The following is a 22,486-nucleotide window of genomic DNA, read 5'->3' as shown; positions in this document are numbered from 1 at the left end:
CTAACAAGCCTTACGTCCCGTTTATTCCGTTTCGGCCGCGACTGCTTTCGTCGCTTCTTTTGGTACACCAAAGATGTAGGTTAATATCATCCCGCCAGCATAAGCTGCAAGTAAACCATACACATAGATGAGCCATTTTCCGTCATGAATGAGGGGAATGAGCGCGACACCCGATGGTCCAATGGCAATCGCACCAACATTACCGAAGGCACCAATGACAGCGCCACCAATCCCACCACCTAAACAAGCGGTAATGAACGGACGACCTAATGGTAATGTCACACCATAAATGAGCGGTTCACCAATTCCTAAAATTCCAACTGGCAACGCACCTTTAATGATGTTTGTAAACGGTTTGTTTTTGCGACATTTAACCCATAAAGCAATCGCTGCACCGACTTGGCCAGCACCTGCCATTGCGATAATCGGCAATAACGTTGTCATATGCACTTGATTAATCATTTCAATATGAATTGGGGTTAACACTTGATGTAAGCCAAACATTACCATCGGTAAAAAGAGGACAGCTAGTAAGAAACCAGAAATTGCACCTCCGGTACCGATCACCCAGTTAATCGCTGTTAACATCCCATCTGAGACGTAACCTGCGGCGGGCATAATTAAAAAGATTGTTGCTAAACCCGTAACTAACAGAGCAATCGTTGGTGTCACAATAATATCAATCGCATTCGGCACAAAGGTACGCAAGCCTTTTTCCACGATTGAAAGCAGATAAACCGCAATAATAACGCCGATAATGCCACCTTGATTCGAAAGCAATGCTTCATGCGTGAAAATATTTTGAATCGTTTGGTCGGGTGTCACACCATTAAGTAAGATGACACCACCGATGACACCACCGAGCGGTAAGGTTGCACCAAATTGTTTCGCCGCATTAATACCGACATAGATATTCAAGAAGGCAAACAGCGCGTTTTTAATGACATTCAGCACTAGTACAATTTCAGACCATTGACTACCATCTAACTTACCTGCCACAATCATGTTGGCTATTATCGCACCAACACCCGCAATTAAGCCCGCACCAACAAAGGCCGGAATGAGGGGAATAAAAACACCCGAGATTGTCGCTAAGAAGCGTTTCATCGCTCCGTTGCCACCTTTTTTATACTTCGCTTTATTGGCCGATGCAATCGCTTCGACTTGTTCACGGTTTGAACCACTCACTTTTGTTGCTTGGGCTGTTTTAATTTCAGCACCGAGTTCAACACCAGTCATGTCGGTCATCGCCTTCGCCACCTTGTTAACTGTTCCGGGACCGACGATAATCTGAATCGTGTCTTCTTCAACAACACCCATGACACCTTTAACTTGCTTTAACGCATCCATCTGCACTTGCTCATTATCACGCAATGATAAACGGACACGCGTCATGCAATGGTTCACGATTTTAATATTGTCGAGACCACCAATTTTTTCAACAATCCGTTGTGCCAATTCAACTTCTTTACTCATCTATGCTCCCCCTTACAATTTAGGTAATGTCCGACGGACAAAGCCTTTGCTTTCAACTAAACTCTTTGTTGCTGCGGTGTAATCCATCCCTGTTAATACCATAACAATCGCAGTTTTAACGTGATGATTACTTTCTTCGAAAACACGTTCAGCCGTTGCTTCATCACAACCGGTTGCGTCTTTAATGATATTTTTAGCACGTTGCACTAATTTGATATTGGTTGAACGGACATCAACCATTAAGTTTTTATAAACTTTACCAATGCCAATCATCGCTGTTGTTGAAATCATATTGAGCACTAATTTTTGGGTCGTACCTGCTTTTAAGCGGGTTGATCCCGTTAAAATTTCAGCACCTGGGACAACTTCAATCGCTAATTGTGCATGCGCGCTAATTTCAGCGGGTGCATTACAGGCAATGCTTGCCGTCATTGCACCAACTGTTGTCGCATAGTCTAAGCCACCGATGACATAAGGTGTGCGTCCACTTGCAGCAATACCAATGACAATATCTTTTTCATTTAAGTTGACTGCTTGTAAATCGGCCACAGCTAATTCTGTTGAATCCTCTGCCCCTTCAACTGCATCTTTAATCGCTTTAGCTCCACCAGCGATTAAACCTTGTACCATTTCTGCCTCTGTTCCAAACGTTGGTACGCATTCAACCGCATCTAAAATACCTAAACGACCACTTGTTCCGGCACCGATGTAAAATAAACGGCCTCCTTGTTCAAAGACGGTGATAACCGCTTTAACGACAGCTTCAATCTGCGGTAATTGCTCCGCTATCGCTAACGGTACCCGTTTATCTTCTTCATTCATCACTGCTAAAATTTCGTGTACTGACATTTGATCTAAGTTAGCTGTTCTCTCATTGCGTTTTTCTGTGTTTAAATGTTCAATCATTTTTCCCACTCCTCTAATTCGACTGTATCCGTTTACATCTTTATTGTACTTCTTCTGAAATATTATTTCAACTTTTTTATTTTATTAAGTAATTTTATTTCACAATTCATTCAAAAGATTGTCACTTCCCTATACATTTATAAAAATACCGCTTTATTTTAGTTCATGCTATACTTTACTTAACGAACATTGAGGAGGTTTTTTCATGCTAACAATTAAACGTATTATTAACGGTCGTATCGCCGAAAACTGTTACATTATTCACAATGAATCACACTGTTTGATTATCGATCCGGGCGAAGATTTCGAGGCAATTACGGCTGCGATTACTGCCACAGACACAACACCCGCCGCTATTCTTTTAACACATACCCACTACGATCATATTGAGTCACTCGAACAAACACGGGCTCGTTATCACGTTCCGGTCTACGTTAGCCCGATTGAGCAAGCGTGGTTGAGCAATCCTGCGTTTAACTTATCCGCTAATAGTGGTAACGCTTTGGTGGCTGCACCAGCTGAGGAGTTACTTGTGTCTCACACAGACTACACACTCGGGGGCATCACCTTTTATTGTGTCGAAACTCCCGGACATTCACCAGGGAGCGTGAGCTTTGTCTTTGACAATTTTGTCGTGTGTGGTGACGCCCTCTTTAAAGGCAGCATGGGTCGCACTGATTTATACTTAGGCAATCAGCAGCAATTGCTACAATCAATCAGCACACAACTGTTTACCTTACCAGCAACCTTTGCGGCCTATCCAGGCCATGGTGAGGCGACAACGATTGGGACTGAAATTGCCACCAATCCTTACTTTAATTAGAACAAAAAAGGAACTGCTTCGCGCAGTTCCTTTTTTTTAATCATTTGCCATTCACCCAACGTAAATAACGTAACACGGCTTTACGACTAATTTTCCCACCCGTAAAACGTTCCACTTGGCGAAACGGCATGTTCAACACAAAATACATATTATTGGCCCATAACGGTTGTTTCAGTAACTCTAATATTTTTTTCACGAAGATGACCAAACCATAACTGAGTTTACCTAACCAATTTTTATTTTTTGCTTGTGCAATCGTATCATTCATCCCTAAAGCAGCTTCGGGCTTCCATAGGGGTGCCGGTGGTTCATAACCTAACAACTCCCGATATTCAGCATCCGGAATCGCGTGGATGTTGCCTGCTGCATACTGTGGAAAACGACTGAGGGCATACTCCTCTGTTTCATTTTCACCTGAACGCTCAATCGTGCCACTGAGATGAATCGCCTGTATAGAACTCCCGATTTGCAACGTATACGTCCCTTCTTCGACTGCCCATGCCTGCTTCACCACGCTATAATATGCAAAATCACTCTCTTTGAGGGTGATGCTCACTGCTTTTGCTTCTCCTGGCGCCAATGCCACCTTCACAAACCCTTTTAACTCTCGCTTGGCACGAATCATCCGTGACTGCTCTTTTTGGATATAAAGCTGAGCAATTTCTTCCCCCGCAATCGTCCCGGTGTTCGTCACTGTAAAGTATACCGTTAACTCCTCACGTTTAAAGTCGCTGTAACGATAGCTTGTATAGGACAAACCGTGACCAAAAGGGTAACGAACCGGTACATTGAACGTATCAAAATAACGATAGCCGATAAAAAGACCTTCCCGATGCTCAGAGGTGGCTTCTTTACCCGGGTAATAAGGAGCTGAGGGGACATCTTCATAACTAAGCGGATATGTTTCACTCAACTTACCACTCGGATTATAGGCGCCGCTTAACAGTTCTACTAATGCCTGTGCCCCACCTTGGCCCGCCAAATACGTATGGACAATTGCCGCCACTTCATCGGCAAACGGCAGTTCAAGCGCACCACCACCCGCCAGCACGACAATTAGTGGTACCTGTAATGCTGATAACGCCTCGATTACTGCCAATTGATTGTCTGGCAAGCGCAGATTCTCGCGATCAACACCCTCTGCCTCACTGCTTTCATCCAACCCAACAAACAAGAGTACCTTATCGGCCGTCTGTGCTAATGCGATGGCTTCTTTCATTAAACGGTTACTTCGACCACCCATTCGTTTAAACCCTTGGGCATAGCCACAAATCGTCAATTCACTGTCAGCCAATACATCGATTGGACGCGGCACCTTTGTCGGGTTAATTAATGAACTCCCCGCCCCTTGATAGCGTGGTTTATCAGCAAAATCACCAATGACCGCTACTCGTTCAGTTGCCTGTAACGGCAAGCTGTTGTCGGCGTTTTTCAACAAGACCAATGAACGTTTAGCTGCTTCCACCGCTCGTTGGTGATGCTGCTCATGATTGATTGCCACTTGCGATTCTGTCGTCGGCGCCGTACTGAATACGAGTTCTAACAAACGATCGACCGCCTCATCGAGTACGGTTTCTGCTAACGTGTTCGCTTCAATCGCTGCAACAATTTCCAAGTCAGTAATGCCATTAGTCGCAGGCATTTCAAGTTGATTACCCGCACGTAGCCCTGCTACACGGTCGTCATTTCCGCCCCAATCAGTTACCATCACGCCACCAAAATGCCACTCATCATACAAGATGACGTTCATTAACTGCGGGTGTTCGTTGGCATAAATACCATTGACCTTATTGTAGGATGACATAATCATCTGCGGCTGCGCCTCAGTCACTACCCGCTGAAAGCCCTGCAAATACAGCTCACGCAATGAGCGTTCATCAACAACTTCGTCAATCGTCATCCGCAGATGCTCTTGACTGTTAACCGCAAAATGTTTCGGACATGCCGCCACACCCTGTGCCTGAATTCCCTTTACTTGCGCGCTAGCTAGTACTCCCGTTAAGAACGGATCCTCTGAGAAATATTCAAAATTACGGCCACATAAGGGATTTCGTTTAATGTTCAACCCCGGCCCTAATAACGCACTCACCTGTTCAGCGACACATTCCGCCCCTAAGTCTGCTCCGACTTCCTCCAACAATTGTGGATCCCAACTATTAGCGAGCGTCGCCGCTGTTGGATAACAGGTCGCAGGCAGACTAGCATTTAGACCGAGATGATCGGCCTTACCGCCTTGCTTTCGTAATCCATGCGGCCCATCCGTCATCATAATTGACGGAATATTTAAGCGTTCAATCGCCTTCGTTTGCCAAAAATTAGCCCCCGACATTAATGACGCCTTTTCTGCCACTGTCATTTGTTTGATTAGCGCTTCGTGTTTCACTGCTTCCACCTCAATTTCATTCGTTCTGTTATTTAATTAAATACGTTTGTAATAAGGCATACATGATATTGTGTACACTCGTTCGTAACCCAATCGCCGTTCCCGATGGGTCCGCCTCATAGGCTGCCTTAATTCGTTTCACATTTTTAGGCGCACTCATCGTATCGAGCATTAAGTCATTACCTGATACAACGGCATCATCTGCATGCATAAAACCAAAGACGGCATCGCTGGAGACAACCCCTTCAAAGCCCCATTCATCGCGCAACACCTGATTGAGCAGTTCCGCGTTGCCACCGGTCCATTTACCATTGATTAAACTAAAACTCGACATTGTCCCTAATGTTTTACCCTCTTTGACGGCAATTTCAAACGGACGTAAATGCAGTTCGCGGATTGATTGCTCATTGGCCCATACATATAAACCAGAGCGCGCATTCGTTTCTTGGTCATTCATCGCAAAATGTTTCATAAAGACGATAATATCTTGTGCCTGTGCCCCTTTAATGACTGCTGCACCCATCTTGCCGGATAAGACTGGGTCTTCTGAGAAATATTCAAAGTTGCGTCCACCCATTGATGTCCGATGTAAATTGACTGCTGGCGCATACCAACCATGCACACCATAAACCTTCGCTTCTTTCCCAATCGCTGCACCCATAGCGTAGCCTAACTGATCATTCCAAGTCGCTGCCAACACATTTTCAGATGGGAACGAAGCCGCTTTGAATTTTTTAAAGAAGGAATTAAGTCCAGCCGGACCATCGAGTAACATCGCAGACGGTACACCTAAACGGTCAATCGCCTCCGTTTGGTAGGCACCATTAACAACATAATCGATTAATTCTTCTTTAGTAAACTGGTCTAAAAACTGCTCCCACTTCGGATCATCGTAAGCAAGTCCTTTTAAATCAGCTAATTTCAACTGATTGTCTTGTTCAAATTGTGGCATTGGTAACTTCGAATCGGTTGGTTTCTTCGCTAACTCATCAAGCACGAACTGCGGTGCCCGATGATTGTTCGCCTTATCTGACGGGTATGTTCCTTGCCAATCTGCCCGTGAAAGATAAGTTAAATCAGCCTCACTCGCTGCAAATTGATTTTTAATCGTTGTCCCTGTCACAGCATCGGTTTTAATCACCTTCGTTTTCGGCACCTTATACGTAAAGTCGAGTGTCGATTGATGGACGTTTTGCGCTAACTTCAGCTGATAGTCGCCCGCCTCGAGTACGTAAGCTTCTTCTTTGTTCGCATCATATGAGGCCATATCATTCGTACTGTACGATAAGGTAAGTGTTTGTTTTTCTCCAGGTTGGAGCAGTTTCGTCTTACCAAACGCACCTAACACAACGGCAGACTTTTCAAGTCCTCCGTTTGTATACGGCGCAGAATAGTAAAGCTGGACCACATCTTTCCCGGCCCGTTTTCCGGTATTGGTGACTGCGACCTCCACGGTGATTTTATCTGTAGTTAACTGTTTATCAACAATTTCCCAATCGAAATCGGTGTAACTTAAACCATGACCATAAGGGAACTGGACGGCTTTATGATAACCGACCTCATCGTCTTTGTAGTAGGTCTCATAATAACGATAGCCAATATAAATCCCCTCTTGATAGTTAACGTAGGACTGTTTTAAATTATTATATTTATAATCGCCGAAGTTTTCAGTCGCTGGTGCCGACTTAGCATCATAGGCATACGTATCGGTTAATCGTCCTGATGGATTGACTTTTCCAGCTAACACATCACCAAGGGCTGCTGTTCCATATGGCCCTGGCGTTCCAACCCATACAATCGATTTAATTTGTGGAAATTCCTCTAAATAACCTAATTCCAGCGCATTACCTGCATTGACAACCACGGTAACATTGTCAAAATTAGCAGCTACCGTCTGAATCAGTGCACGTTTGTTTTTGGTCAGTTGCAGTTGCTCTTGGCTCATATCACTGCTTTCAACACCTGAACTCGCCAATAATATGACAGCATTATCTGAATAAGCCTGCGCTTGTTTAATGACCTTCTCTTTCAAATAAGCAATTGCCGGCTCATCTTCATCGTTACCTGAAATCATCGATTTAACGACCTGCATCATGCCACTATCGTTTTGCGTCGCCTCGGCTTTTTTTACCTCAGGTAAAGCTTCGTAAAACTGACGCAGTTCTTGATTATAGCTCACATCGGCTTGCTTCAAACCATCAAACAAATTAACCGCTGCTGATGTGTCGATTCCACCTGAACCCCCACCACCATAACGGAAGTTAAAGGCCGCAGTTCCAAACACATTGACACGGGTATCTTTCAACGGTAAGTTATCCGCCTCGTTTTTCATCAAAACAATGCCTTCGGCCGCTATCTCGCGCGACACCTTATTGCCGAGGGCACGCGCTTTTTCGCCCGCGGGTGTCTCTGTATTGATCACCACGTTTTTGCCACTCATAATCGTGTACATATGCGCTGCTGTTGGGCCGATTTTTATCGCGACACCGACGACAACCAAGGCAACGGCTGACCAAATAATGAGCCGTCGTGGTCTGTTTTTTAGTTTACGATAAACCTTGGCCTCTTTTTTACGTTCGTTCCGCTCCGCTTTCGGCAATGCTTTAAGCACACGTTTATCATTCAAGCGTGCTCTTTTTTGGGCCCGTTTATCAGCCACTAACGCTTCCTTTTTCTGCGCCAATGGCAGTTGCTTAATCGCTAATCGTCGCGCTTGTCGTTCAGCTCTATCACGAGTGAGCTGCTCGCTCATTTTAATTTTTCGACTGCGACGTTTCGTTAATTTACCACTCATTTAATCCGCCCCCTTTAGTCTTTACACCTCCATTGTATGACAACGCTTTCATTTGTGTTGTGCTGTTATTGTGCAAAAAAAATAAAATATTGCTGTTTCTTGAGGATTCTCCTCTTTTTAACAGCAATATTTAGCAGTTTAATCCGACAGCTTATTTAATTCGAGGTACACAATCGTTAGTAACCCGAGATCGACCTCGAACGAATAAGCGCCATCGAGGTGCAAGTGTTCACTTTTGTGCGCTGGACGTCGTAACGCATTATAAGAGCAGACATCCTCTGCCGTTAAACTCACGCCAGCAGCTACTTGGAAAAGTTGTTTTTGTCTGTCACTTATTAACGGTGATAAGGTTTCGGTCGTTTGGTGATAGCACCCCTTTATTGCATTGATTGTAAGAGCATAGCTATGATGAAATGCTGCCGACTCCGTTAAGGTCGAGGCCTTTTTAAAGCCGGTGACTTCCCTCATATTGTTAAGGTCAGGATGACAGAACAACATCCGATAATTTTCATTTTTTTTTCGTTACGATACACTGCTGATCTCGATAAACGACTGTCTCAAATAGCTTATTCAATAATGTATAGGTATGAGTATTCAGTTTGAACCGACCATCAGGATAAGCCAATGCCATTTTACGTGATAACTCACGTGGAAAATCTCGATACAACGGTTGACCATCCAATGAAACCGGCAAATAGTAAAGCTCATGTTGTTGCAGGTGATTGAAACAATACCAAATCATGTAGTTAGCCATTGTCAGTTCCGTCAGTTTTGCAAAATATGCATCATTATCGGCCGCTCGCAATTGTTGTAACACAAGCTGTTGGCCATGACTATTGCTCATTTCCGCTATCTTTTCAATAATTGAGCGTGCCGAAATTAACCGCAGCGCCGCCTCATAAGGCAAGTCTCTCACTGCTGAAAAATCATCGATGACTTTGATTGTCTTCTCCTTTGTAGTTTGTGGTTCCTCCTGTCCTGGAAAACGCGGAAAATGAAGCAACACCTCACCAATCGGTTTAAAATAACGAACACTATCGACCAACGCCTGAATTAAAGCGCTACTATCGGCTTGTTCATTGAAACAACGAAACTCAAACACCCATTGCGCTGTCAAAGGATGCACCCGTTGCAAATGATAAGCAAACTGTTCCATCATCGTTGCAAAAGTCAGCTTCACTTTGGCAGATTGATAGCTTTGCCAATCGGACACCTGCCATTGGAAATACGGGATAAAACCAGCCGCACAAAGCTGACGTAAGCGTTGATCGATCCGTTGATAATCAATCGTGATGTCATCGACAAAAATAAAGTTATCCACAATGTTGTCAACAGCCACATACCGGATTCCACTCCGATGTAATTGTGTGACAATTGAGGCATTCAACTCGAGTACATCAAGTTTCACAAAAAAAACGTTGCTTACTCAAAATTTTCTGTTCGTTCGTCACAGTCAGACGTTTCACATGCTTATCCACAGGCAGTTGCTTGACCAAATCACCCTCATTACTTGTTAAATAACCTCTTAACCGTTGTTCTACAAAGCGGGGGATTTCGGCTGCTGATTCTTTGGCTAAGGCTAGCTTTCGATTGCGAAAAGCTAACGGACTAATACCGTTACGCTCTCTGAACAAATCACTGAAGCGCGCGCCGTTGAAAAACCAACCGCTTGAGCAATGCCGTTAATCGACATGGTGGTTGCTTCTAACAACCGAATCCCCTTCAACAGTCTTATTTCTCTAATATAGTTGCCGATTGTAAGACCTCGTTCTGCTTTAAAACGATGGGCCAAATAAAATTTACTCATATAAAACTGATCGGCTAATGACTGCAGACTAATTTTCTCGGTGTAATGACGGTGCAGATAGTCGACGATAGCGTCATTTCGCACCGAATGGCTTGGCGACTGCTGCTCATCTGTTAATTTTGTGCTGTACGGTAAACTTCTCACTAAAACACCAAGTAACAGTCTAATGTAACCTTCTATCACATAACGATACCCTTTCGCGCGCTCTGCTTGTTCCAGATAAAGACGGGCCAGCAGCTTCGTCAGTTGGTGATGCACATCCGGATAATAGCGAGGGGATAACGGCTGTGTCAATTGAAAAAAGCCGCTGAACGGTTCCAACTGAACGGTATCAACTTCAAGTGATAGCACGCTATTGTCTGCACTCGCTTCAACACTCACCATTTCACCGCGATTCACGAGCGCTATTTCACCGGTTTCAACGGCTGTCAGCCGCCCCTGTGTCACCAATTCGAGGCGACCTACCACAACAAACAGCAGTTTTAAGTCATTATTAAGTTGTAAATCAGTCGATGCCAGTGTTTCTAACGACAGACGCGTCGTTGTCACAAGCAATTCTTTATTTAAGTTCACAGGCTATCACCTCCTCAAAAAAACACTCTCCTTTTATTTTATGATAGTTCGAGCTGAAAAGACAGCTTTAGCGCTTGTTTATCCACATGTGGATAACTTGAACTAGGCTGCCTTGTCAACAGATGGGGATAAGGCTGTTAATAACTGCTTACCGAGTTGATTTTTTTATATTATCGATTAGATATGCTATTCTTTTAGTAGACGTATCACATCACTCTCACAGTTAGGATGAATGCCAATGACGAGACATAATGAGACCTTTCTTACAAATGCCGGTTGGGATGAAGCCGCGATATTAGTCTATCGGACAGCGACCGAACAGCAACCAACAGACACAACCCTCGCGGACTCCCTTTTTTTAATCGGTTCGCCCCTTTACGAAAAAATGTTTGATGCCTTGCACCTGTCAGCCACCTCGAAGTTGACGCTTTTAATACATCAATTAGAGGCAACGATTGATCAACACCAGTTTTTGCAGCTGACTGGGCCGTATCGTATTGATCCGGAACTGCCGCCGCATGCGCTTTTTTTTAGTAAATTACGACGCAGTGTGCAACTCGCCTTTCCGACGGCTGAGGGTCTCGGCACAAGTCCGCTCGGTCGTAAGCTCCATTTATTTCGCAGTTATATCGATTTGCATAATATGACCTACATTCGCACACACTATGATGGAAAAACGGATTATGAAAAATTACAACACTATCTCATAGCTTTTAAACTGACTTGTGATTACACAACCGGTGCTAATTTTCATAATCGGGCAGCGACTGGCTTTCGTTTCCCCGCCAACATGAAGCTCCAAATCCCCCAAAAAAACACGGCACCACGGCCGTATAACAATGCCCGGATGGCTGAATTCATCGTTGAGATTGCGACCGGCCGTTTTGTGAGTGAATGGAATTGTTACACGCGCTTGGCGAACGGGCACTATCAATCGGATCCAACTGCATACGAGTTAACCAATTGTCGCGATATCGCCAACACCGCCTCCTTTAATTACGGTGTGTCGCACGGACAAAATCATGACGTTTCAAAAAATGATCAGAGTCACCAATGGCTCGATGTGCAACATCCAGCTGATCCGTTATTACGTAAACAAGCGACACGGCTGTGGAAAAGCGAAGGTGATTTTAATAAAACGGGCAACTATGCGGACTTAGTCAAACGCGGGCCGCGAGATGTGAGCGCTTGGCACACGATTCCAGTCGCACAACAGGACGACATGTACCAGGCCTTCGTTGCCTTTTGCCGCAACAAGCGACGCAACAAAGGCTTCCACCGCTTTTACCGTCAACTGCCACACTCCCAAAAAAGACGCACACTTACTTTGGTGCTATATGTCATCAGTATCTGCTTACTGTTACTAATCCTGTGGTTATTCTCACAGCTCATCAGCCTCTAAAACAACAACCATCTGTCAGCTTCTTCGCGGCAGATGGTTTTTTTGACAAAAAAACACTTCCCAATTGCTTGGAAAGTGTTTGAAACGGCAATATGTAACTATTAACGTTTTGAGAATTCTATACTTAAAAACAAAGGATACTCAGTACCTATGAGCCCTTTTATTCCAATACATAAGAAATATAAAATGGTTTATTAAATGATAGAAATCCATTGTTTTGGATAAAATTAACACCAATTAACACCATAAAATAGACTAGTCATTCTTTAAAATATTACTCTTATGATAATATCGAAATATAAGTATCAAGTCTGTCTTCAATAATTTCAAATTGAGAAGATACTATATCTTCTTTTCGGATTAAATATCTAAAAGGAAACATAGATGCATGATTGTTAATTTGTTCAACAGTTAATGAATCACCCACGTAATTTTGAATAACTACAAGTACCAGGAGATTTAGTTGAAACTCATTACTAATCTCTAATAAGTTCTCCTTAAAAACATAATGATTCTTACTACTTCCTTCTGATAATATCTCCCAACTCTTCAAACCATTTAAAACAGCATTGACTCCCTTATAAACTGACTCTGCACTTCCATAGGAATTTCTCATTTCAGATAAAATAACACTAGATTTAAAAGTATCAGACATTTTTAAGTATTTCCCAATAAATGTTGTCGTTTCACTAAAGAATGGAAATGCTAAAGAAGTCATCAAATATTGATAGATAATCTTATCATTTTTATCTGACGCATTATATTTGGCTAATACTTCTTTTTGAAAAGTGGAAGGTTCCTTTTTACCACCTGACCATACTCTAGTCAAATTATTTATTATCTTTCGGCGACCTTCCTTACCTTTAAACTCTTTGGCTAAAACATCATCTAATATTTCAAATGTATCAGTTATCGAATACTTAACTAAAAGCTTAGCTGTTAAATCTAAGTGGTCAAATCTCAATGGGCGAAATAAACCGACTGTTTTCCTCATTCTATTCATTCCTTACCTTGTTACTTTAACAAATGGTACAAATACTTCTTCAATGCTTGTCCCACCATGCCCAACAATTTTATCATTTTTAGTGATAAATGCATAATTTTCTTTCGCAATTAAAGGATAATAATTCCGCGGTAAAAACTGGCTATCCCAATTCTCGCTTACTTCAAAATAATCTTCTCTAGTTCTATTTCGTATACTTTTATCATCATATACTCTGACTCTTTCTCCCTTTGAATTCGCTAACACACCTTGGTTAATCCTTCCAACACCATGGGATTCTATATTTCCATGATCTGAAGTCATATATACTTCAAAATCATTCTCAATCAAATCTTTTAAAAATGATAGTAAGAAGCCTCTATTCAACCAATAATTTAATTCAGAATGAACGGACCATAAACCTTGTTGAGCAGCATGCATAAATCTGTCTATACTATCTATCACACAACCAACAATTTTTTTATTTCTTAGTAAATGCTGTAAATCCATTTCTAAATAATTATCACTTCCTAGAGCCCTTTGATAAAAAACATCAGACTTGTCAAATCCTTTATCTATCCAAAAACTTTTCCATTGTATTTCTTCATAATTTGTTGTATTAATAGTATCACTAAAATTCAACGGTGGTTTTCCAGAAAAAATAGATTGTCTTGATACTGAAGTTATCGAAGGTACCCATGCTAAAGTTGGAGTAACTTCTGTTTTAAATTGATTATCTGCAAGATAGTCTTTTATTATATTCCACTGAGTAAAACTCATTCCATCCATTACAATTAATGCTTTTTTTTGACTATAATCACTATGATTCATAAAATCGGGAATTTGATGAACCATTTTGGGTTTAGGGTACGATGGTAAGGAGACTGTTTGATCAAAATTTTGAATTAACCACTTCTGAAATTTTGAATTAACATTATTAATACTTGAAATTTGCTTTTCATTTAAGGTATTATCCCCACTTCTCCATTGACCAATAATCATAGCTGCTAATCCAAATGTTTTTATATCATTTGTTACAGGCAACACATACTCTTTCATATCTTCATGTTTGTTTTTTTTAGATAACAATATCTTAGTTTCTTCGTAATTTAAAGTTTTATATTGAAAGGAATCAATGTCAATTAATTCAGGTAGTCCGATTTTACACTCTTTAATTGCTGTGTAATCCAAAAATGCTATTAAATCTTTTAAATTAATTTGTATCTGAAAAGCCTCAGCATAGACATCATAAGGTATATCAGAATAGTTCACAGTCCGAATTATCAAAGTATTAGTTCTTTCATATTTATAGGTAGCCTCATAAGTATGCCGAAAAACAATTGGGTCAAGAAAATCAACATAGTCAATATCATTCCTACTAAACATGTCTATTACACTTGAATCATCTAGGATTCCATCCGAATCCTTTACGAGATAAAAGTCTCCTGTTCTAGGGAACATGTTTTTTATTTTCTCTACCCAATCCATCATACAACCTCCTAAATATCTAATCTCATTAATGCGTGAGTATGGAACATTAACAACTTATCATCTTCTTGAATAATTTTTTCTGGTAAATATTCTGCTACGTCTACAATTTTTTGATAATCTTTTTCGCTCCAAGCTTTTTTAAATCCTGCTCGAATAGCTTCAGAACGGAAGAGTTTTAATTTCTTCTTAGTTCCACTAACTTCTTCTACGTAATGATTAAATTCTCTTAACAAACTCTTTTCTCTTAATTTTTCTAAATCGGCTTGTTTGTTTGGATCAGGAACATACCATCTATTTTTAGCCTTACTCTTCATCTTATCATCTTGATTTTCTAGACCACGCATATCATGATAATTTTTTCGTAAATAAGCAGCAATTTGATCTGGCACAACATCTTCACTATCATATAACAAGAAGTTTTCTGCCAAAAGATTATCTAGTTCAGGGAGCTCCTCATGTTTTGCAATATATTGAATTTCTTTCATAAATTGAGGATGAATATCCTGTCTACTTTGTGGTTTCTTCATCAATTGTTGACGTAACCATTCGATTGCACTACCTTCATCTGAGACGAATAATGACTGTTGCGAAAATTCTTTCGCTAAAATTCTCTTCTTATCATACTCAGCTACTTGAGACTCTAAAAAGACCATTCCATCTCTCATAACATATTTTTGAGCGACTTTCTCCTGAAACTCAGCAGAAGAGATTGGAACTGCCATACCCGATTGAACGTGATATGCAATCATTCTATCAAATAATATTCTAGGCGTTCTCTCCGTAACAATAGTTGCTTCTCCACGTTCCCCATCAAATACAGGTAGCTTTAAAAGATGTTGATCTATAAATAGCCAAGCTGAAGTTTCACTCCCATTAGCTTCTTTAATTTTCGATATGTTTGATTCTAAAGGTTTATATGCTGAGATAACTAAATCTTGTTTAACAGCTGTTGTAGTCGTAACTGCTTTAAAACTCCCCTGTTGCTTATCCAAAGCTGAAACATTAGCTATAATAAATCCTGATTTCTGCATAGCGTCTTGTATTGCATTCCAGACACTTGCTTTAGAATTACTAAATTCGACAGTAATCCATTTATTAGGTTTTAATATTCTATAATACTCTGAAAATGTAGCTGTTAATAATCTTAAATATTCATCCACCGCTTTGTTTTGTTTTTTACTAATTATCGTTTCTTTATCTGTATTAGTTTGTATTTTTAACCATGTTTCCCACATAAAACTAAGTTCTGAATACATTAAATTAGCTCCAAAGGGAGGATCTGTAAAAATATAATCAATACTATTGTCATTTAGATTAATTTTTGTTGAGGACTGTGTTGAAATCATTGTATTTCTATTTTTTATAATAAAAGCTTTTTCAAATTTCTTTAGTTTATTTCTATAAGCATCAATTACATTAGACTCACTTACAAGGGATCCTATGTACATAGTCCCACTCATTGGATTATATGGAAATGATACTCCGGGTCTAAATCTATTCAATTTTGATATATTAATTAATTGGCTAGTAAATAATAATAATAAAAAGTCTTTATTATTGGAATTATTTATCTTTTCTCTAAAATCTGATAGTATGATTTGAGATTTTTTAAAATATAATTGATTCACATTAGTTATTCCTAGCCTCCTAACTCTGGGTATCTCATCTCCATTAGGGATTTCATTTGTAGGCAACCAATTTGTAATTTCTTCTGAATCAATTTTTTTGAATAGTTCAATATCCTTTTTTGTCGCTCTTTCTAGTATTTTTTTTCCATTATAATTTGTATAATTCACCAAGACTATTACCCTTTTAGCTTCATTAACAATTTTATCAATAGTTGGATCATGTTTCTTTTCAAATGCACGATTTAATTTATTCTTGGTTAGTCTTGCTTTACAATTAGGACACGCAAATTCTTTCTGTACTTTCCCATCATCATCACTAGCTGCATCAAAAAATACTATTTCTTCACTACAACTTGAGCATACAAACACATCACTCCATACCCAATAATTTACTTTAAACTCCCTTTCTTCTCTGTGAGTTATAAAGAAATTTTTGTATTTTTCTTCCAAATTATTTAATATAGTATTGGCTTCTTTCAAAAAAGATTCAATATCAATAGGTTTATTCAAACAACTAGAAATAAATGTCGCTTGTGGCGATAAGTCTTGCAATAATACATTTCTTTCGCCCATATTTCCTACCACTACTCCAGAACTATCGACCACTCGCTTATCTTTTAAATCATATCCAAGTTCTCTCACTTTAGATTCTATATTTAAATAACTAGATGCAACACCAGTCATACCCGTCCCAGAAAATCCATCAAATATAAAATCTCCTGGCATAGTATAGTGCAGCAAATATCTCATTATTGCTTTTGGAGGAACTTTTGTATGATACGTATGAACGTTATAAATGGGTTCGTTTTTCCCTTCGCTAACATCTGCAGTATACGGTTTTAACTCGGTATAGGCTTCATCAATTTGTTTATTATTAGAAACAAATTCATTCATCCATGGATTTGGACAAGCTGTATAATACGGTGGATCAGATAACTCAATAATATCTTCATCTTCACCAATAGGAAATCCCTCAATACTTCTTAAGTCTGGTAACTTTTTTCGCAACTCATTTCTGAAATATTCTCTTCTCTCATTATCACTCTCAAATGTCATTCCCAAACATTCGACAGGTCTATTTTCTTCTTCAAACAACGAATCTTGATCCATAAAATCATCATCCTTTATACATTATTCTTACTTTATCTTTATCTTTGCCATCAATAGCCGTCTCTATCAATTCACGAATTCTACCTTCTAATTCATTAACACTCATAGGACTACCATTTCCAAGCATTTTTATAATATCTTCTTGAGATAGCTCTACTTTTTCAAATCCATCAAAAAGGTTTTTTATCATATCTATATATTTCTGATCCAATGGTAATGGAAGTTCTTTGCTAGATATTAACAATTCAACGGATTTTTGCTCATCATTGGATAAAAGAGATAATCCCTCTTGGATAGAATCCTGTTTTAAATTATCTACTAAAATATTTAGCCAGTTATCATAAATATCAGTTAGCTCAGACATTGCATTCTCAACAATATTTCTTGAATCACGTCTATCTGCGCTCAATAAAAAATTACAATGTGGACAAGTCGGACTCGTTTCTAAATCAGTTTTCTTTAATTGATAACATGTTTTTTGTTTTTTTCCAGATTTTCTTGCCAAGTATTTAACTGCTCTCCTGGTAGTAAAGATATACTTGATTGTAGGCGTCGAAGCATATTTAATTGTGGGGAGCGTAATATTTCTTGTTTTTTATTATCTTCAGTCGCTGTTAATCTTGATTGTTCATGAATTATATAGTATTGCGTAATATACTCTTCCTTTAATTGACGTAATTCAGAAAGATTAGACATATATGATTGTCCATCAGAAATATTTGAACGTAGTTTAGATACAGTTTCATCAATAGTTTTAGACCAATCTGAATTTTGTCCATAACTATATTTTGCTTGATCAAGATAATTTACTAACTGACTTACTTCATCTACATTTTTTTTTCAAAATATTTAATGATTCAACAAGTTCTTTATTTTTGTTTTTGCTTTTCTATTTCAGAAATAGATACATTTAAATTTTTCATTTTAGGAATACTATTATAGCGTAGTAGTTGTTCGCAAAATAATTTAAACGACTCTAATTGATCTGCATATTCGCTTCTCGTATTGTTATCTAAAACATCTAAATTACCAACAAGATATCCTATTGATAGGTCACGTTTAACTTTTAACACTTCTTCAATAGAAGTATTAAGCTTAGAATTCATTCTGCGGATTGAACCTTCTAAAACTTCTTCATTATTATTTGGAGCTGATTCTCCAAATAAATGCAAAATTTCATTAATTTCTGTTAAAGGCAATCCTGATGGCTTTTTAATATATGAAAATCTTGTTAACTTATCCATAGATAATACTGCAAATTCTGAAAAATTCATTGCTGTATATGTTGTTCCATCTATATTCACTTCAATTTTCCCTGTACTTAACAAAGCTCCTAGTAAAACAACAACTAATTCAGGTTCCAAATCAAAGGATTTTGATAATCGACGATCTTCAACACCACGAACAGCGTTAATATTAAAAAATTCATCATTGTTTAATACTTTACCATTTCCTTTTATTTCTAATGTTTCAACTATCCAACGTGCATAAGCTGAATTTGTAACAGATTCACTAGTAATTGTCTTTTGATTACTTAGAAGAACTAAGCCTTCTAAAACTGACTCACCTTGAATACTGTTTCTACCATTTATTCTTTGTAATGCGTCAGAAGCAACACCTTTAATATTATTACTAGAAATAAATCCTGGTTTATAATTTCTAAAACTTGGGTATTCTGGATACTTCTCAGAAAAATGTTTTGCAAGAAATTCCTGTGCAGAAAAATTGACTAAAGACTTAACGTTATCCTCTTGAGGTAAGAACATTCCAAAATCATTTAAGTATCCTGTTTTTCCTTTATAAGTTATTTTAAATGCATTCACAAAGTGTTCTGTTAACCATTTATTTAGTTTTTTAAAATAACTATCTATTTTGTCTTTATATAACCTTTTTTGAGCTGAAGTAGTTTCATTATATAACTCGTTAGCTGCAGCATAATTCAATAAATTCATTTTAAAATTTTTATCTTCTAAACTAAGTTCAAAGAATACCTCATCTGATTTCAATTCATCTTTATATTGAACTTTTTCAAACGGTCTCAGCATATAGACATAAAAATCACGTTCTGGTTGAGCTGTAGATCTTTCGTTAGGTGACCCAAAGAAAAGGTATCCTCTTCTCATTACCCTTCTTTGTTCCCAAGGTAACTCATGTTGCCAAATACGATAGCCTGAAACGTAAGTGTTATCATCCAATGCAACAGCATTTTGTAGAATTTTATAATAGTAACTATCTAAAGTAGCATTTTCTATGATTTCTGTTCGCTCGCTAATTAAACTCTCAATATCAATATCTTTCTTTAAATCAAGGTAATATTGTCCATTCTCTTGGTTTACTGAAATATACTGATAGCTTACAGTTTCCATGATCGTTTTTATTGCAACAGACACACTTGTTTCTAAAAATGCTGACGGATCATCGTCCTCCAATAAAAAATCTAATTGTCCTGGAATTACAAGAAATAGATCATCTTTCAACGTTGATGCTGTTAATCCGACAGGACTATATATATCATCCATTGTTAGTCTATTCAACGCCAACCCGTTAATAACTTGAAGCGAAACATCTTTATACATCTGTCCTTTACGATCACTAGGAAATGATGAATTGACTTTATCTTTTAAAATAGCTGTTTTTTCTAAAACTTCTCGAACAGATGGGATAGTTTTATTAGATGGATCCTCTTCAATAAAAGACCAATAATTATCATATGCAACTACTCCTGTACTATCCACTGGTACATCGTGATCAATTATTTTCTGAATTTCCATAGTAATGATTTTTAATGCTACTCGTTTTTCAATATTGTGAACTTTCTCAAAAGCAGTTAAGTAACTTGGATGAATTGGATAAAGATCCACAAACTTATCCATATCTTCAGCTAGTCTACTGTATAATTTAGTGAAACTAGTTAGATGCTCCCTAACAAGAGCTTTTTGCTTCTCATCTTTCTTTAAAAGTCTTTCAGATATGACATATGAAATATCTTCTTTCACAATTCTTACTTGTTCAAAACGCTCTTTTACACGTCTCAAAGAATCCGCTACAAAACTAAATCTTGGGTTATCAAAAAGCATTTCTTGAATACCCGCAATAAATCGAAATCTTGTATTGTGTGCAATTTCGCCAATTTCTCGTAAAAATCCTAAATCTAAAGTTAACTCTTGCTCTTTTCTTCCTCTTAAATAATCTAGTAACTCATCAACTACTAGTAATAAACCTTTGTCAGGATATTTTTCATTAAAAATTGACATCATCTCTAGTAAAGAATTTTTATTACTAACAATTTGATCGGCATTAGGAAATTCGAAAGTAATTCCTAACTCCAATAATCCGAGTTCCAATTGTTGTGTTATTATTTCTCGTAATGACATTTCTGTACTTCCGATTTCAAATCGAATAACTTTAAATTCCCCTTCAATTTCCTGTGCTTTTTCAGCAACAGCTTCATTTTGAAGGCGCTGACTTGAATCACTATACTCAGCAATTGTAGAGATAACACTCATTAGATGAGATTTACCACTTCCGTAATTACCTACAATCATCAATCCTTTATTATCTGTGGGTTTGGAAAATTGCAACTGATTAATGATAGTATTATTAATTGTATCAGCCATTCTATCGGATATAACAAAGGTATCTAATAAGTGAAGAGCTCTATCTTTATTGTTTGCATCTGTTAATTGGATGACTGAATCTATTGGTTCAAAATTAACTAAATCTCTATATTTCATTCTTCATTCTCCTAATTGATAATCATTTCATTTTTATTTATCTGTGCTTCCTGATATTCAATATGTTCTGGGACCGCATAAACTAATCTATTATTTTCATAAGAATAACGCCAAATAACAATAATGGTTTTATAACGACTCAGTTCTCTAAATAATTCTATTGGTTTAACTTTTAATATTGGACTAAATAATATCTCAAAATTATCAATAACAATAACCTTTTGAGGATTATTTCTAATAACTTCAGTGATAATTTGCTGTGTTTTTATAGCTTGTAATTTAGAAGGTATATCTAATAATTGCTCTGATACGATTACATTGATATTAAGTATAGACGAATCTATTTCTTCAAAAAGGTGTTTAATCTCGGTATTATTATTCCATAACAAAACCATGAATCGATTATAATCTAAATTCTTTTCTTCTATTTTTTCTTCAAGCATCTTTACTAACCATTCAATATCTTCCATCCAGCCACCACCTATAAGATTTACTTTTTAAACCACATGTACTTATTATAACATCTATAACGACTAATATAGTTTATTTTTTGAATGTTACCTTCTTAAAGCAATTCAAATTTTTCTGAGTAATAATTTAGATGAAAGCATTCTAATCTATATATCCAGTATAATTTTCATCTAATTCCTATGTTGTCTAATGAGCTTAATAATAATTCATTATCATAATGTAACTTTTCTACTTGCTCTCTAAGTGTAATTCCAAATATATATATCTAAACTGTGCTGCTTCTGAAATGATACTATTATCTTTTGAGATTTCTATTTCAAGTTTTTCTAACTGATACTTCTCATATGAATAAATTGAAGATGAAATACTTTTTATTTTATCCTCTGTAAACGTAAAATCTTTATATTTATCACTCAGTTTTTCTTTTTCTTTCTTAATATCCAAATCAAAAATAAAGGAATTACTTAACTCGGATTTTATCTTGAAGAATTTTTCAAATAATTCCTTTTCCTTTAAACTACTAATAATTCGATCTATTACTTCTGGATAAGTATTTTGCCATTTAATAAAAAAGTGATCAATATTAAAATATCGCTCTATTTCAACATCTTTAGCTTTATTATGTGTAATTACTAAATTTTCTTTTTGTTCATTGAAGTCCTTCAAAAGAATATCTGAATTTTGTAAAATGGATAGGCTACACTAAGTTAGACAGAATAAATGAGGGCTTGTAAACTAAGACTACTAATAAAAAAGGAGTGTGCTACTATGCCACGTCAACGTCGAACATTTACGCCTGAATTTAAACTGCAAATGGTGAAGCTTTATGAAAATGGAAAGTCACGTGCTGATATTGCTCGTGAATATGATTTAACCCCTTCGGGATTAGATAAATGGATTAAAAAT

The 22,486-nt window shown here is 37.8% G+C and carries 17 protein-coding genes and 1 pseudogene; 3 read left to right on the top strand and 15 right to left on the bottom strand.

All coding sequences use genetic code 11. The features are described from left to right. Positions 1 to 21 precede the first annotated feature (21 nt). Positions 22 to 1,476, bottom strand: a complete 1,455-nt coding sequence (locus tag BCAMP_RS03010; protein ID WP_035313556.1) for a PTS transporter subunit EIIC — start codon at positions 1,474 to 1,476, stop codon at positions 22 to 24. Positions 1,477 to 1,488: 12 nt separating this feature from the next. Next, a complete protein-coding gene (gene murQ / locus BCAMP_RS03005) occupies positions 1,489 to 2,382 on the bottom strand; it encodes an N-acetylmuramic acid 6-phosphate etherase (protein WP_035313547.1) in 894 nt (297 codons plus the stop codon). A 205-nt stretch (positions 2,383 to 2,587) separates the two neighbouring features. Here murQ and BCAMP_RS03000 point away from each other — a divergent pair, with 205 nt between their 5' ends. Beyond that, positions 2,588 to 3,205 carry an MBL fold metallo-hydrolase gene (locus BCAMP_RS03000; protein ID WP_035313545.1) on the top strand — a complete coding sequence of 206 codons (618 nt, stop codon included), beginning with the start codon at positions 2,588 to 2,590 and terminating at the stop codon, positions 3,203 to 3,205. A 40-nt stretch (positions 3,206 to 3,245) separates the two neighbouring features. On the opposite strand, the gene BCAMP_RS02995 is transcribed toward BCAMP_RS03000, so the two are convergent. From BCAMP_RS02995 to BCAMP_RS12425, 5 genes are all read right to left on the bottom strand, one after another. Further along, the gene (locus BCAMP_RS02995; RefSeq protein WP_035313544.1) at positions 3,246 to 5,588 is read right to left on the bottom strand and encodes a beta-glucosidase family protein; all 2,343 of its coding nucleotides are present in this window, start codon (positions 5,586 to 5,588) and stop codon (positions 3,246 to 3,248) included. A 28-nt stretch (positions 5,589 to 5,616) separates the two neighbouring features. Beyond that, a complete protein-coding gene (locus BCAMP_RS02990; RefSeq protein ID WP_051456844.1) occupies positions 5,617 to 8,382 on the bottom strand; it encodes a beta-glucosidase in 2,766 nt (921 codons plus the stop codon). 138 nt (positions 8,383 to 8,520) lie between these two features. Then, the gene (locus tag BCAMP_RS02985; protein ID WP_035313542.1) at positions 8,521 to 8,850 is read right to left on the bottom strand and encodes a hypothetical protein; all 330 of its coding nucleotides are present in this window, start codon (positions 8,848 to 8,850) and stop codon (positions 8,521 to 8,523) included. A 40-nt stretch (positions 8,851 to 8,890) separates the two neighbouring features. Next, on the bottom strand, positions 8,891 to 9,790 hold the full coding sequence (locus BCAMP_RS02980; RefSeq protein WP_035313540.1) for a hypothetical protein: 900 nt from the start codon (positions 9,788 to 9,790) through the stop codon (positions 8,891 to 8,893). A gap of 192 nt (positions 9,791 to 9,982) precedes the next feature. Then, the gene (locus BCAMP_RS12425) at positions 9,983 to 10,762 is read right to left on the bottom strand and encodes an AraC family transcriptional regulator (RefSeq protein ID WP_051456842.1); all 780 of its coding nucleotides are present in this window, start codon (positions 10,760 to 10,762) and stop codon (positions 9,983 to 9,985) included. 238 nt (positions 10,763 to 11,000) lie between these two features. Here BCAMP_RS12425 and BCAMP_RS02970 point away from each other — a divergent pair, with 238 nt between their 5' ends. Next, the gene (locus tag BCAMP_RS02970; protein ID WP_051456841.1) at positions 11,001 to 12,164 is read left to right on the top strand and encodes a DUF3114 domain-containing protein; all 1,164 of its coding nucleotides are present in this window, start codon (positions 11,001 to 11,003) and stop codon (positions 12,162 to 12,164) included. Positions 12,165 to 12,444: 280 nt separating this feature from the next. Here BCAMP_RS02970 and BCAMP_RS02965 read toward each other — a convergent pair whose 3' ends face one another. The 8 genes and pseudogenes from BCAMP_RS02965 to BCAMP_RS02935 all read right to left on the bottom strand — a co-directional run bounded on the left by BCAMP_RS02965 (position 12,445) and on the right by BCAMP_RS02935 (position 22,246). Continuing rightward, entirely contained in the window at positions 12,445 to 13,158 is a 714-nt protein-coding gene (locus tag BCAMP_RS02965; RefSeq protein ID WP_035313538.1) for a hypothetical protein, read from the bottom strand. Positions 13,159 to 13,170: 12 nt separating this feature from the next. Then, positions 13,171 to 14,637, bottom strand: a complete 1,467-nt coding sequence (gene pglZ, locus BCAMP_RS02960; protein ID WP_084038481.1) for a BREX-3 system phosphatase PglZ — start codon at positions 14,635 to 14,637, stop codon at positions 13,171 to 13,173. An 8-nt stretch (positions 14,638 to 14,645) separates the two neighbouring features. After that, a complete protein-coding gene (locus tag BCAMP_RS02955) occupies positions 14,646 to 17,375 on the bottom strand; it encodes a DNA methyltransferase (protein ID WP_035313536.1) in 2,730 nt (909 codons plus the stop codon). A gap of 7 nt (positions 17,376 to 17,382) precedes the next feature. Further along, positions 17,383 to 17,880: a DUF6079 family protein gene (locus BCAMP_RS14610; protein WP_035313535.1), complete on the bottom strand. Its 498-nt coding sequence runs from the start codon at positions 17,878 to 17,880 to the stop codon at positions 17,383 to 17,385. Continuing rightward, positions 17,835 to 18,146: pseudogene (locus tag BCAMP_RS14605) on the bottom strand (DUF6079 family protein); the annotation flags it as partial. The pseudogene BCAMP_RS14605 and the gene BCAMP_RS14610, both read right to left, overlap by 46 nt. A gap of 98 nt (positions 18,147 to 18,244) precedes the next feature. Further along, the gene (locus tag BCAMP_RS02945; protein WP_198015686.1) at positions 18,245 to 21,109 is read right to left on the bottom strand and encodes a DUF6079 family protein; all 2,865 of its coding nucleotides are present in this window, start codon (positions 21,107 to 21,109) and stop codon (positions 18,245 to 18,247) included. 11 nt (positions 21,110 to 21,120) lie between these two features. Beyond that, complete coding sequence (gene brxF / locus BCAMP_RS02940) at positions 21,121 to 21,579, bottom strand: BREX-3 system P-loop-containing protein BrxF (RefSeq protein ID WP_035313534.1); 459 nt, start codon at positions 21,577 to 21,579, stop codon at positions 21,121 to 21,123. Between the two features lie 229 nt (positions 21,580 to 21,808). Further along, the gene (locus BCAMP_RS02935; protein WP_035313532.1) at positions 21,809 to 22,246 is read right to left on the bottom strand and encodes a hypothetical protein; all 438 of its coding nucleotides are present in this window, start codon (positions 22,244 to 22,246) and stop codon (positions 21,809 to 21,811) included. 102 nt (positions 22,247 to 22,348) lie between these two features. Here BCAMP_RS02935 and BCAMP_RS02930 point away from each other — a divergent pair. Next, the coding region (locus tag BCAMP_RS02930) for a transposase (protein WP_035313530.1) at positions 22,349 to 22,486 on the top strand (138 nt) is incomplete at its 3' end.

Origin of the sequence: Brochothrix campestris FSL F6-1037 (genome assembly GCF_000525915.1) — a bacterium.
GTDB lineage: Bacteria > Bacillota > Bacilli > Lactobacillales > Listeriaceae > Brochothrix > Brochothrix campestris.
This window is presented reverse-complemented; position numbering and strand designations above follow the sequence as displayed.

Bases quoted from the DNA above. Each gene is read 5' to 3' on its own strand.
- BCAMP_RS03010 (WP_035313556.1), bottom strand. From the start codon at position 1,476: ATGAGTAAAGAAGTTGAATTGGCACAACGGATTGTTGAAAAAATTGGT.
- murQ (WP_035313547.1), bottom strand. From the start codon at position 2,382: ATGATTGAACATTTAAACACAGAAAAACGCAATGAGAGAACAGCTAAC.
- BCAMP_RS03000 (WP_035313545.1), top strand. From the start codon at position 2,588: ATGCTAACAATTAAACGTATTATTAACGGTCGTATCGCCGAAAACTGT.
- BCAMP_RS02990 (WP_051456844.1), bottom strand. From the start codon at position 8,382: ATGAGTGGTAAATTAACGAAACGTCGCAGTCGAAAAATTAAAATGAGC.
- BCAMP_RS02985 (WP_035313542.1), bottom strand. From the start codon at position 8,850: ATGAGGGAAGTCACCGGCTTTAAAAAGGCCTCGACCTTAACGGAGTCG.
- BCAMP_RS02970 (WP_051456841.1), top strand. From the start codon at position 11,001: ATGACGAGACATAATGAGACCTTTCTTACAAATGCCGGTTGGGATGAA.
- BCAMP_RS02965 (WP_035313538.1), bottom strand. From the start codon at position 13,158: ATGAGGAAAACAGTCGGTTTATTTCGCCCATTGAGATTTGACCACTTA.
- pglZ (WP_084038481.1), bottom strand. From the start codon at position 14,637: ATGATGGATTGGGTAGAGAAAATAAAAAACATGTTCCCTAGAACAGGA.
- BCAMP_RS02955 (WP_035313536.1), bottom strand. From the start codon at position 17,375: ATGGATCAAGATTCGTTGTTTGAAGAAGAAAATAGACCTGTCGAATGT.
- BCAMP_RS02945 (WP_198015686.1), bottom strand. From the start codon at position 21,109: ATGAAATATAGAGATTTAGTTAATTTTGAACCAATAGATTCAGTCATC.
- brxF (WP_035313534.1), bottom strand. From the start codon at position 21,579: ATGGAAGATATTGAATGGTTAGTAAAGATGCTTGAAGAAAAAATAGAA.